Annotated in this window: 8 protein-coding genes; 1 reads left to right on the top strand and 7 read right to left on the bottom strand. The window is 46.5% G+C overall.

Going from position 1 to position 13,227, the window contains the following annotated elements:
* Positions 1 to 31: 31 nt before the first annotated feature.
* From KTO58_RS13110 to KTO58_RS13140, 7 genes are all read right to left on the bottom strand, one after another.
* Complete coding sequence (locus KTO58_RS13110) at positions 32 to 1,351, bottom strand: lysine N(6)-hydroxylase/L-ornithine N(5)-oxygenase family protein (RefSeq protein ID WP_095838934.1); 1,320 nt, start codon at positions 1,349 to 1,351, stop codon at positions 32 to 34.
* Positions 1,352 to 1,424: 73 nt separating this feature from the next.
* Positions 1,425 to 3,590, bottom strand: a complete 2,166-nt coding sequence (locus KTO58_RS13115; protein ID WP_225860238.1) for a prolyl oligopeptidase family serine peptidase — start codon at positions 3,588 to 3,590, stop codon at positions 1,425 to 1,427.
* A gap of 11 nt (positions 3,591 to 3,601) precedes the next feature.
* On the bottom strand, positions 3,602 to 5,404 hold the full coding sequence (locus KTO58_RS13120) for an IucA/IucC family protein (RefSeq protein ID WP_095838933.1): 1,803 nt from the start codon (positions 5,402 to 5,404) through the stop codon (positions 3,602 to 3,604).
* A 30-nt stretch (positions 5,405 to 5,434) separates the two neighbouring features.
* On the bottom strand, positions 5,435 to 7,285 hold the full coding sequence (locus tag KTO58_RS13125) for an IucA/IucC family protein (protein WP_095838932.1): 1,851 nt from the start codon (positions 7,283 to 7,285) through the stop codon (positions 5,435 to 5,437).
* A 51-nt stretch (positions 7,286 to 7,336) separates the two neighbouring features.
* Positions 7,337 to 8,878, bottom strand: coding sequence for a pyridoxal phosphate-dependent decarboxylase family protein (locus KTO58_RS13130; RefSeq protein ID WP_095838931.1), 1,542 nt, complete (start codon positions 8,876 to 8,878; stop codon positions 7,337 to 7,339).
* 43 nt (positions 8,879 to 8,921) lie between these two features.
* Entirely contained in the window at positions 8,922 to 10,079 is a 1,158-nt protein-coding gene (locus tag KTO58_RS13135) for a GNAT family N-acetyltransferase (protein WP_198314918.1), read from the bottom strand.
* Positions 10,080 to 10,283: 204 nt separating this feature from the next.
* Entirely contained in the window at positions 10,284 to 11,426 is a 1,143-nt protein-coding gene (locus tag KTO58_RS13140) for a Fe(II)-2OG oxygenase family protein (protein WP_225860239.1), read from the bottom strand.
* A 507-nt stretch (positions 11,427 to 11,933) separates the two neighbouring features.
* Here KTO58_RS13140 and KTO58_RS13145 point away from each other — a divergent pair.
* A complete protein-coding gene (locus KTO58_RS13145; RefSeq protein WP_095838930.1) occupies positions 11,934 to 13,139 on the top strand; it encodes a glycosyltransferase family 2 protein in 1,206 nt (401 codons plus the stop codon).
* Positions 13,140 to 13,227: the final 88 nt, after the last annotated feature.

Genomic DNA, 13,227 nt, shown 5'->3' on the forward strand with positions numbered 1-13,227 from the left:
AATGTCATAGATGAATGTTATCCGGATATTATCAGTAAGTAACTGATTCCAATGCTACGGCAGCATTACCGAAGTGCTGATACGCCACTTCTTTTTCCAGTTTATAAATTTCCCGGCCGCTGAGCGCATTAATGATCCAGGAATTGCGGTATGCACCCAAACTAAGATCTGGTGCAGTAAATCCATGTGTCTGGGTTTCTGCGTTTTGTATAAAGATTTCGTTGTGATTAACATCTATGGTGTAGTTCCGATGGGTATTAAACGAACCATCTTCATTACGATCGATACGATGCGCAATTCCACTTAAGCAGACCGGTTCGTTGTATCGATAACCTGTTGCCAACAACAGCGGACCGGCTTCATGTGTAAATTCCTGTTGCTGTTGTACGTGCATAAAATCCAGTGTATAACGCTCTGCTTCCATCGCAGCAGTGATAGCCCTCAGCTCACAGTTTGCGCGTAATAGCACATTCACACGCTCCCCTCCTACTGTCATTTCATACAACATATCATAGATCTGGTCGATCAGGCTGTAGTTGATTCCTTTTGAGAGCGATGCTTGTGTCTTGAGTATTTTGGCCCGCTGTTGCGGTGCCAGGTTATAGAAATATTCTACATAATTATGCGAGCTGATCTCCAATGTTAGTTTTGAATGTTCCATCGGAAAAAACCGGTCTGAACGGGTAAACCAGTTTAACCGGAACCCACTTTGGGTTTCCGGCAACAAGTCATAAAAAATTTCCGCTGCACTTTGGCCAGAGCCAACTATTGTCAACTCTCCTTTTCTCAATATTCCTTCTTTGTGGGTCAGGTATTCAGACGAATGGATCAGACCAGGCATATCGGCCTTATTTACAAAACCGGGGAGAGATGGCTGTGTTCCAGTTCCTAATACGATTTTTTCTGCGTAATAAGTTGTTGTTTCCCTGCTACGTTTATTCAGTACCGCTATCTCATATAGTCCATCGTTGTAATTAACAGCTGTTACTTCATGAGAAAAGCGGCAGCTGTTGAGTTGCCTGGCCACCCACTGACAATAGACGTTATACTCCCGGCGAAGCATATAGAAGTCATGCCGGATAAAAAACCGATACAACCGCCCTGTTTGTTTCAGGAAGTTAAGAAAACTGTATTCACTGGTAGGATCTGCCATCGTTACCAAGTCTGTGCCCATAAAGGGATCTTGCAAAGTCGTATTGTTCAGCATTAATCCTGCATGCCAATTGAACTCATCTGTCTTATCAAAGAATAATGCGGATATCTCTTTTACTGGTTGTAATAATGCGGCGAGCCCGAGGTTAAAAGGCCCTATACCTATCCCAATAATCGTATATACTTGTTTGGTATCCATTTTTTCGATTTATTCCGTTAAAACTTTATGCTATTTTTCACGTCTGCGATGCCGGGTTATAGTGTTCTTCCGGCTATCTCGACCAATTTATCTGCAACTGCTCGAATACGAAACTCCATACATCTGCTGCTTCTGAGATCATCTTGGATGTAGATTTACCCGGACCATGTCCGGCATCTTTATCTATCCTGATCAGAATTGGATGATCGCCTGTTTGTTTTTCCTGTAATGTAGCGGCATACTTGAATGAATGGGCCGGCACGACAGTATCGTCATGATCTGCCGTGAGTATTAGGGTAGCAGGGTACTGTGTACCATCTTTAATATTGTGCAGCGGTGAATATTTTATAAGATAAGCGAATTGATCTGCTTTGTCGCTGGTACCATATTCTTCCGCCCATGTGCTACCAATAGTGAACTTATGATATCGAAGCATGTCCATTGCACCCACTACGGGAACAGCCACGCGAAATAATTCCGGATGCTGGTTGATACAGGCGGCGACCATAATAGCACCGGTAGATACTCCCGTAATGGCTATCCTGGATGGATTACTATATCCTTCTTTGACCAGGAACTGTGTGGCGGCGATAAAATCATCAAATACATGCTGCTTATTTGCTTGCATGCCTCCTTTATGCCAGGCTTCTCCGTATTCGTTCCCTCCTCTTAAATTTGGTTGTGCATATATGCCCCCATGTTCCAGGAACATCATTCTTGCTACACTAAAAAAGGGAATGAGATTACGTTTGAATCCTCCATGTCCCTGCATGAACAAGGGATTATTGCCATCCAGGCGGATACCTTTTTTATGAACGATGAACATGGGTACCCGAGTGCCATCTTTGGAGGTCACGAATACCTGCCGGGTTTCATAGTCAACTGCCTTACCTTTAAATGCCGGTTTTCGATACAAGCGGGACTTACCGCTGGCAATATCTAAGCGGTAAACTGTGATCGGAGTGGTAAAATTGGTAAACAAATAGTAGATCTCTTTATCATATGGGCCGGCGCTGAAGTTGCTGGCCGCACCGATAGCCGGTAGTTTGATATCCCTGATAGCGCGGCCCTGGTAATCATACTGCCTTATCAAGGTCTGGGCATCTTTCAGATAGGCCGCCCAAAGACAGCCACCACCCATATCGACATTTTCCAGTGACTCCGGCTGTTCGGCGATGAATGATTCCCAGTGTTCTTCTCCCGGATATGCGGGATCTACCAGCACTATCTTATTATTAGGTGCATTCCGGTCTGTCTGTAACAGCAATTTGTCACCAATATTGCCTATGAGCATGTTATGATGGTCATATCCTTTCACAAGGGGCATGATCCTACTACCTGAGATGGAAAGGTCCTGATAGTGCAAAGCATTACCGGTGGAGGTGGTCAATTTAAATCCCAGGAATGAGCCTGGCAAGGTGGAGATAATGAGGAACCGTTCATCTGCGGTCACCAAAGCGCCTACACTTAATTGGGGGTTACTCCGGTCTTCGAACACGAGGCTATCCTGGCTTTGAGGCGTTCCTATGCGATGATAGTACAATTGATTGAGTGTATTCATAGCGGAGCCTACTGCGCTTTCCTGGGTAGCGGGATAGCGGCTATAGTAGAACCCCTCTCCTCTCCAGGCGGCGCGGGGAAATTTGACCCACTGCAGCTGATCGCTCAATACCTGTCGGGTATTAATATCCATCACATGAATCGTATTCCAGTCGGAACCTGCTGTCGCTACTGCATATGCGAGGTAGCGTCCATTTTTTGAAAAGCCCAGCATCGTAGCAGCGGCAGTTCCATTACCCGATAATTTATTAGGGTCGAGCAGGAGCATTTCCTTTCCGTTGATGCCTTTTTTCAAATACCAGACGGACTGATCCTGGATGCCATCGTTACGGGTAAAGAAATAATGATCTCCTACTCTTACCGGCTGGGTTTCTTTGGCATAGTTCCAGGTAGCTGACAGGTAATCCTTCATTTGCTGTCGGTAAGGCAAGCTGCTGAGGTAATCATTCGTCAGCGAACGTTGTGCCGATATCCAGCGGGATAGATTGCCGGAGGTATCATTTTCCATCCAGCGATAGGGGTCAGCGATCTCTATACCGAAGTAGTTGTCTGTGACATTTACCTTGTCTGTTTTCGGATAAGATAAAGCTGTTCTTTCCGGCAGCGCCAATTGTGCCTGTGCACCGCTTATTGCAGTGCACAGATAAACAGCTATTATTATGCTACTTACTATTCGCATGTACATTGTATTTATGCAGGGTATGCTGCCATGGGGTTTCTAATCTCGCCAATAGACGGAACGTCAAAAGGGTTAGCTCTATCTCTCAGTTTACGGCTATTCAGTATCTGCATTCTGTTCAATGCATCCGGGGCAATGACTGTTGTGAAGAAGTCGTATTGCGCGAATTTGTCCTTCAGGGCGGGATGTTGCTCCTGATAATTCTGTATTGCAGTTGCTACCAGCTGCCAGAACTGCTGTTCATCCAGTAAATTTTCTTCTACCAGGATGGCCGCTATAAAACGGAATATACCATCAAACAGCTGGGTGAATATCGGTTTTGTACGGAATGATACCGGCACATCGACCTGAATACGTTTTGCCAACTCAGGTAGTTGTACCGTCGTATCCATCAACGTTACTTCTTCACCAATATCTTTCATGATGGCACTTACCGGCACGTGGTTTTCCAGTACCAGTACGATATTCTCTCCATGTGGCATGAATACCATATCATATTGATAGAAGCAATGTAAGAGTGGTTGCAGATAGCAGTAGAGATATTCTTGTATCCATTTACCGGCGGGTAGACTTGAAGCGCGGATCAAGGCCGGTAGCAAGCCTTTGCCGTCCGTATCAATATGCAGTAATGCAGCCATCGTCATAAGGCGCTGGCCTTGCTGCAGGCGGGCGACCGGGCTTTCTCTCCAGAGGGAAGCCAGCATTTTTTTATACGGACTATCTATCTGTAATGCGGTTTCATAATATTGGTTGGTATAGCCTACTGCGGCGAATTCCCGCAATATGGTAAATCCATGTTTCTGCAGATAAGGGTCTTTTGTTACTACCTCGTATACCCACTGGTTGATAGCCGGTGTTGTACGCATGAAATAAGGAGAGAGTATCCGAACGTATCCCATGTTCAGGATGGCCAAGGCTGTTTTCACATAACACTTTTCGGCCTGGCTATGATTAAAGAACGTGCGGATAGACTGTTGCGGAAGGTATTTGTCTGTACTATACCCGAGGCATACCAACCGGTTGACGGCGATATCAGGCGCAAAGACGTTGAGCAGTTTATTGTACCATTGCCAGGGATGTACCGGAATGAAATAATATTCTTCCGGGTCCAGTCCTTTTCCGGTTAGTACTTCTTTAAAAGCATGCTGATCTTCGGTGCTGAGCTCTTGTTCCAGCAATTGTTGCCAGCTGAGTGTTTCTATGGTAGAAAATTCCGTACGGCTTTTATGTCCGGCGAGCCATAGCAATGAAAAAGGAACAGCGGCCTCAGGTGCATATTGCCGGTAGTCTGTCATGTCAAATCCTACCCGTCCATTGTTGGTGATGAATCGCGGATGTCCTGTCATGGACCGTTCGATTTCCTGATAGTCTGCAACGGCCAGCTGTTCGGCGGATTGGGTATTATGTGTATGTATGTAAGCGCTGCCATATAGCGTACCTGCTACTTCTTCCATGTAATCGGGCAAAGCATCGGCGGCGATCCCTATCTGGTCATTGAGATCTGTAATAAAACTGATCGCTTCGAGTGTGGCTAGCTGGCCATTTACTACTTTCCTGATAGAATCCGTTTCTACACACCAGTGATTCATGCGAAGTATGCGGGCGGTAAAGCGATAGGTGATGTTGCCATTACCAGCGGTCAGTGTATAGACGCCTTTATCGTCCTGCTGTGATTCGAGGGCTGGCTGTAGCACTCCTTCGTGAGCTAGTTCGGCAATTATTTTCCTGATGAACAAGCGGGTGATCTTTTGCCACGTAGCGGTATTAATATGCTGTATCGCCTGCGGTTCAAATATATTTCGGGTTGTTTCCATTTGTTTGTTGTTGTACAGTTCAAAAATGTATTACACCTCTTCTACTAATGTTGCTGCCGGTGTTTGTTGCGGTTTGTAGGCCGCCATTGGATTCTTCAATGTACCTGCGAACTGCTGGCTTTTGAAGGGGTTATACATCAGATCTACCATTTTCCGGTTATTACGTATTTGTAAGCGATTCAGGCAGGTCTTTGTGATCTCTGCTGCAAACAGGTCTATTCTGTCAAATTTGTCCTGTAATTGCGGATGGCTTTGCTGATAGTTCTTTATACATGTTGCGACCAATTGCCAAAACATTTCTTCCGGGAAGTCGGCATGTTCTACCAATATATGAGAGAGGAAGCGGAAGAAGCAATCGAAAGCCTGGGTGAATATGGAAAGTATGCGTAGTTCGGGGGCCACTTTCATGTATATCTGTTTCACGTTATCCGGCATTGGTATTTCCTCATTCAGTACAGCGATCTCTTCTCCTATATCTTTCATAATTGCGCCTGCGGGCATATGATTTTCGAGTATGAGGATCAGGTTTTCGCCATGTGGCATGAAGCGCATATCGTGATAGTAGTAGCAATGCAGGAGGGGGCTGAGGTAACAATCCAGGTAACGCTCTATCCATGCAGAGATTGTCAGGCCGGAAGCCTGTATCAAAGCAGGTAACAATGCATTCCCAAAGCTATCAACATGTAACAGCGCTGCCATTGTCATGAGGCGTTGTCCTGGGCGTAGTTTGCCTACCGGACTTTCGCGCCACAAAGCAGACAGCATCCCGTTGTAGGAGGAGTTGTCATCTTTGATAATAGCGGCGTAATGTGGATTGGTATATCCTACGGCGGCTACTTCCTGCAACAGTACGAAACCTTTTTCCCGGAGGTAGTCGTCTGCCTCTACTACGCCATTGACCCATTCGCTGATCGGAGGTGAGGTGACTACAAAGCTGGCATGCAGCCCTCTCATGAATCCCATGTTGAGTATAGACAAGGAGGTCTTCGTATAGCGTCGATGCGGGGAAGTCACATTGTAGAAAGTACGAATGGATTGCTGCGGAAGATATTTGTCCTTGCCATATCCCAGGTATACCAACTGGTTTTCAGCGATATCGGCGGCGAATATAATTGCCAGTTTATTAAACCACTGCCAGGGATGTACGGGTATAAAGAAGTAGTCATCGGGATGCAGACCTTTATCTGTTAATGTCTGTTTGAATGCAGCCAGTACTTCTGGCCCCAGTTCGTCGGTGATGAGTGTATTATAATCGAGGTCTGTCACGCCAGCGTAACCGGAGCGGCTGACATGAGCGGCTAACCAGATCAATGCAAATGCATCTGCTGCTTCGGGTGCATACTGCCGGTATTCGCCGGCATCGAATCCGATACGTCCGTTATTGGCAACGAAGCACGGATGTCCGGCCATCATTGCCTGTTCTATTACCTGGTAGTCGCTTACGGCCAGATCAGCCGCACTTATTTTGTTGTAGACATGCATATACGCGCTGCCACAGAGTGTACTATTGATCTCTTCCAGGTATACCGGGATCACGGTATCACTAAGGCCCATCGTTTCGCGGAATTCAATAATAAAGCTAAGCGATTCCAGGGGCGCACTTTCTTCTCCGACATATTTTGCAATAGAGTTTGTATCTATGTACCAATGATCCAAACTAAGTATTTTTGCACGGAAGTGATAGGTAACATCAGGCTGATCTGCCCGCAGGATGTAATACTCCCATCCGTCGGAAGTATATTGTAACTGGGGATGTATGATCAGTTCATGTGCAAATTCACACAGTATCTTACGGATATGTAACCGGTTCACCCTGCTCCATACTTCAGGATACAGGTGTGCGACAGATTGTGCCGGGGTAACGTTTATAGGAGGTTTCATTATTGGTAGTTTAAATACAAGATTTTGTTCCGGGTATATACGGCCGCGATGTCAGTTGCTGGCGTATGCATGATTACGTTGGATACAAATTATTCCATGATGTTTGATGATATCCAGGATCTCCTGTATATCCGTTACTGTTGTCAACGGGTTGAGTAAAGTGAACTTCAGGTAGAAGGCGTCGTGTACGCGGGTGCCGGCAACGATGGCCTTTCCCTCCTGGAACATTTCCTTTTTGATATATTGATTAAGTCTGTCCAGGATGAGCGTGCCTTGTACATTAGCCGGTGCGTACCGAAATACCAAGGCGCTTATATCGGAACGTGTGAGTAGTTCGAAGTCAGGATCGGCTGTTATCAGGTCGGCCGCCATGTCGGTCGTCTCTATGATGGTATCGGTATAGTCTCCCAGTTGTTGTTTACCCAGGAGGCGTAGTGTACACCAAAGTTTCAGGGCATCAAATCGACGTGTACTTTGTGTGATGGTCTTATTGATCTGATTGAGTCCTTCAAAGTCGTTTTCCTGGGGGTTCAGGTAATCTGCGTGATGGGTGATCAGTTCCAGATAGCGGCGATCTCTTACCAGGAGGGAGCTGCTACTGATTGGCTGAAAGAACGCCTTATGGTAATCGGTTGTCACTGAGTTAGCGAGGTGGATGCCATTCAGGCGATGTCTATATTTCTCTGTTAGCAACAATCCGCAGCCATAGGCAGCATCTACATGGAACCACAGGTTGAACCGGGTGGCTATTTCACCGATGGCAGTCAGGGGGTCTATATTTCCGAAGTCGGTAGTTCCTGCTGTGGCTACTACGGCGATGGGGATATTTCCCTGAGCGATCTCCAGTTGTATAGCCAGTTCCAGTTGTTGCGGATCGATACGGTATCCGTTGTCGGTTTTTACTTTTACCAGGGAGCGTTCACCCAATCCCATCAATGACACGGTATTCTGTATACTGAAGTGAGTCATTTCCGATACGAAGATGCGGAACCTGGCGGCTTCGGCGGGTAATCCGTCCTTGCGGATATTATGATGCAGGATTGTTTTAGCATAGTTATCTCTGGCCAGCAGCAGTCCCATCAGGTTACTTTGGGAACCTCCTGCAGTAAATACGCCATCAGCCTCTTCAGGGAATCCCAGTTCTTTACAGGTCCAGCTGATCAGTTGCTGTTCCATCAAGGTGCCGCCGGCGCTCTGGTCCCAGGTATCCTGGGATGAATTGATCGCGGCGATCAATACTTCTGCAGCGAGAGCGGGTATTACGACCGGGCAGTTCAGGTGGGCAATATATCGAGGGAGATGGAATGCTGTAGCATGATTCACATACAATGTTTCAACTTCCCGGAATAAGCTCTCGTAATCAGGGAGTGGTGTATCGAATTCTATTTCACTAAACAGGTTGCGCAGTTCCTCTGGCCTGATGCCACTGAAAGGGGTGCGGTTATTACTCAGAAAGGAGTTCACCAATTGCCGGGCTGTTTCAATGGCATCATTGTATTCATTGACGGCACCTTCATGGAAGATGTCTTTGAAACGGCTTGCCGGGCTTATTACAACGCTGTTATTTTCAGCAATGATCGGGTCGATGTACATATCTGATGTATTTGTATGCTGGTATATTAATAAGGTGTTCTTTTTAGTATTGATGGATGAGTTCTTTTGCTGCTATGCTATCTGTGTGTCCGGCGTATTGTTCGCGTGTACAGAAAGCGAGGTAGGCTGTTTTTTGTGGCAGCTGTATTTCCCGCTGGTATTCGAACCCGACGCGTTTGGTGAGTACGTGCATTTTATCATTCCGTACATCCGGTTCCACGACGATCCTAGTTACAGCTGTGTCTGTGAGCATATAATCTATGATGGTACGCAGTATATGATAGGTAAAGCGATGGATGGTTTTTTCTACGGGTGCTACCAGCAGGTGCAGGCCATAGTCACCATGCTGCACGTCATAGTATTTACCGATAGGATCTTTTACCGCCCAGTAGCTTTCCCAGAGGAAAGCGGGTTGATCGTTATAAAACCCCATATAGGCATGTGAGTGAGCCGCCTGTGTGATGGTGGTATATGCTGCCCTTACCTGTTCCGGGGAGGTATGTTGCATCTGCCAGTATTGGGCATAGGGGCGGTTCACCCAGTCGTGGACCCAGTCGATATCTTTTGACACTTCCAGGGGTCGAAATGCGAAGCGGCCCAGGCCAGGTATTTCCTGCTGGTATATATAGCCGTTTTTATCCAATGCTTTAGCGGCGGCATACTGATCTCTGGTACAGAATGCCAGATAGGCTTGTTTGTGTGGCAGGTCAATCACTTTTTGGTATTCGAATCCTGCGCGTTTGTTGAGTGCATGTATTTTGTCATTACGTACATCCGGTTCTACGACGAGTCTTTCTACTTTTGGGTTGGAAAGCATAAAATCGATGATGGTCGTAAAAATATTCCAGGTGAAGTTGGGAATCCGTTTATCTGGTGGCGCTACGAGTATATGGAAGCCATGATCTCCCGGGCGCACTTCGTAATAAGCGCCCAGGGGGTCATTCATTACCCAGTAACATTCCAGGAGGAAAGCGGGTTCATTATTGTAGAAGCCCATGTATACTTTGGCATCTTTGGCCTGGGTGATGGTGGTATAAGCCGCTCTTACATCTTCCAGGGAGGTATCCTGCATCTGCCAATAGCGGGCATAATCGCGGTTGACCCAGTTATGAATAACCGGAATATCTTCGTCCATTAGCAGCGGGCGTAGGGTAAATGGCGCACTGCGAGTTTGTTCTTTTATAAATGTTGTTTCGCCCATCACTTACTTTTTATGAGTAGCAACTATTGTTGTTATTAGTAAAGGTTATAAGCGGCGTAATCAGCCTATCCAGCTAACTTTTGCTGCAGCTGCTGTTCTGCATTTCTGCGCCAGCTGCGGATGATTCGGGTAATGATATCTCCTGTATCCTGACATCCGGTGCCGGGGGAATACAATATGTTGTGTTGCTCATTCATGGTTTTATCACTTTGCGGCCGTATAGACGCTTCCATAATGTTCTTCCATTACCATATATGGATTGGCCGGGTGAGCGACGGACTGAATGTTTATCAGGCTTGTTTTGCTCATCATGCGCAGCATCAGTCTACGTTCGCATTTAACCATCTGGCCATTCTCTTCTCTGAATCCGGCCATAAAAGCGTTACGGCCGTGTGCGCATAAGTGGTTGTTAACAAAAACGAGATCACCGGAGTCGGGGATGAATTCGTTATAGATGAGCGGCTGTGCTTGTTCCCAGAAGCGTACGAGGTGTTGCATGGCTTCGGGAGACTGGCCGGCGTTGCTGTTATATATCTGTTCTGCCGCATCAAACCGGATAAACGGGGTGTTGGGATTACCATATAATACGGTGGTGGCGGTACCCTCTCCGGCAGCCTCCTGATCTTCGTAATTGGCATCTTTCGGGCATTTATAGATGGGGCGGAATAATGGCTGCATGACATCATTGGTGCCACCATGAGAACGGATAGAATATAACATAGAAGGCACCTGTTCTTCATTGCGCAGATACAAGAAGCTCAGGAAGTCAGCTGCGTTGAAAAGGAAGGCATCTTCCGTATGTACGAACAGGTCCGTCTTTGATCCGGATCCTGTTTGGGAGTAAGCCATTTTTTCATCGGGGATGATGGCATGCATCAGCCCACCACCTTTACGTTGTGCGTAAAATTCCACCGGTTTGGAAGGCACTGCGCCATGCATTAGTGCGGATATGAATCCGTATTCCTGTAGTTTTTCCATATCGGCTGTTTGCCAATTGGAGGGTGTAGGCCCGAGTGCATCGTGGTCTACGGCGACCAGGCCTTTGAATACGATGGCGCCATATTGTTGTGAGGAAAAATCTGATCCCAGTTGGCTGAGTAATCTGGCGATACGTTCCGGTAATATCTTAAAGGCATTAAGGTGTAGCATCGAAATAAATTCCGGGTTCTCATAGCTACGATACGCCAATTTCAATGCTTTTCCGATGGTGGTGAGCTGCACCTGTTCTTCTTTGGTAACGGTAACGATTTGCGGCGCCAAAGGAGGAGGAAGCAGCGTATTGGTGGTGCCTGTGTTCTTTTTTATAGTGGTGCTCATTTGGGCTGTGGGCGCTATCTGTGTTTTCATTGATAGTGATTTAGTATGATGAACGGTAGACTCCTGATCCACTATGGACCATTAAGATTCGGACTTGGGACAAATTGGCATATGATGTCCTTGTACAGCTGCGGATGCTATACGGAGCGGTGCTTTCCTGAGAGAAACGGGTCTTCTTTTCTCGGGAAAATGGTTTTTACTTTTTTGCTTTTGTTACATGCACGGGGTACGTTTTTTTCGTCTTTGATGCATGAGCGTCGTTCAACTTTCCCATTTGGGCGGATCAAAGGGGAAGGGGTTGTTTGAACAGGTGCAAAGCTATTGTAAAAGGTAAGGGTCGGATAATCGAATTGGGAAATTAATTTACGCAATAAGAAAAACATTTTTTCACACATGGTTCAATGCAATTTTATTTCAGCGAACTGCTATGAAAGCATCTAGTGTTATATTTATTGTCATCTTACTGTTGGCAGCCCTTATTAGTTAGTATCTTACGACAGCATTAATCCCATATAATCCTATAAATAGTTATCGACCATGTATTTTGTGCAACTTTTTATTCAGGCATGCTCTACCCTGCTTTTTATTTATTTCGGCATCAGTGTATGTTATTTATTCGTATTATCTGTAGCCGGTCGTTTAATCCCGCTCCGTTCCTATTCTCCTGTTGCGAACAAAAAGCGTATCCTGGTATTGATCCCTTCCTATAAGGAGGATCATATTATTGTATCCACTGCGCGGAAGGCAGCGGCGCATGATTATCCGGCAGACCATTTCCAGGTGGTGGTCATTGCGGATCAGTTGCAGGCGGCAACGGTTGATCAGTTGCGACAGATACCGGTGGCTGTCGTTGTTGTTTCTTTTGAGACCAGTATGAAATCGAGATCGCTGCATGCGGGGCTACATCAATTTGCGCAGCAGGGATTTGATATGGCGGTCGTACTGGATGCAGACAATGTGATGGGAGCCGGCAGCCTGGAATTGATCAACGGTGCGTTTCAGCAGGGGCATGCTGTTATTCAGTGTCATCGTACGGCTAAGAACAGGCAGACTGCCGTTGCTTTACTAGACGGCATCAGCGAGGAGATCAACAATCATATTTTTCGTACGGGACAGCGGGCATTGGGTTTGCCGGCAGCGCTGATAGGATCAGGCATTGCTTTCCGATATGCGCTACTGATGGAAATACTTGACACGCCCGGTATACTTTCTAACCCCGGAGAAGACCGGGAGATAGATATACAGTTGTTACGGCGCCGTATTGATGTCGCGTATATTACCGCTGCGCAGGTATATGATGAGAAGGTATCGAGCCAGACGGTGTTTGAAAAGCAGCGGGTGCGTTGGTTGGAGGCACAGGCTATGCATATACGACGGTTCTTCTCTCCTGAGTTGCGTGCGCTTCGTTTTACCCGGGTGTACCTGCATAAACTTTTCCAATGTTTATTATTACCCCGGTTGCTTTATATCTCCCTGTGCGGCGGTATATTGTTACTATTGCTGACGCAGGAGCTGGTGGATATCCGGTTATTATTTCCGGCTACTGTCCTCTGGCTTTCCCTGGTGGGCATATACTTCCTCACGCTGTTGCTGGCGGTTCCGGGGCGGTTTTACAACCAGCGGACGTTGCTGGCAATTTTTCATATTCCCGGGTTGGCGATCTCGATGTTACGAGCGATACTTAAAATGAGAGCAGGTAGACGGGAGTTTCTGCATACTTCCAAAACGTTTACAGAAAGTTAGTTTGACGACGTGTTTCATTCATTACGAAGGGCAGCTCATCAGATGATAAGCTGCCCTTTTTTAGAAAGCATGATCACGGCAAGGCGTT

Origin of the sequence: Chitinophaga pendula, from assembly GCF_020386615.1 — a bacterium.
GTDB classification, from domain to species: Bacteria; Bacteroidota; Bacteroidia; order Chitinophagales; family Chitinophagaceae; genus Chitinophaga; species Chitinophaga pendula.

Bases quoted from the DNA above. Each gene is read 5' to 3' on its own strand.
- KTO58_RS13110 (WP_095838934.1), bottom strand. From the start codon at position 1,351: ATGGATACCAAACAAGTATATACGATTATTGGGATAGGTATAGGGCCT.
- KTO58_RS13115 (WP_225860238.1), bottom strand. From the start codon at position 3,590: ATGCGAATAGTAAGTAGCATAATAATAGCTGTTTATCTGTGCACTGCA.
- KTO58_RS13120 (WP_095838933.1), bottom strand. From the start codon at position 5,404: ATGGAAACAACCCGAAATATATTTGAACCGCAGGCGATACAGCATATT.
- KTO58_RS13125 (WP_095838932.1), bottom strand. From the start codon at position 7,285: ATGAAACCTCCTATAAACGTTACCCCGGCACAATCTGTCGCACACCTG.
- KTO58_RS13130 (WP_095838931.1), bottom strand. From the start codon at position 8,878: ATGTACATCGACCCGATCATTGCTGAAAATAACAGCGTTGTAATAAGC.
- KTO58_RS13135 (WP_198314918.1), bottom strand. From the start codon at position 10,079: ATGGGCGAAACAACATTTATAAAAGAACAAACTCGCAGTGCGCCATTT.
- KTO58_RS13140 (WP_225860239.1), bottom strand. From the start codon at position 11,426: ATGAAAACACAGATAGCGCCCACAGCCCAAATGAGCACCACTATAAAA.
- KTO58_RS13145 (WP_095838930.1), top strand. From the start codon at position 11,934: ATGTATTTTGTGCAACTTTTTATTCAGGCATGCTCTACCCTGCTTTTT.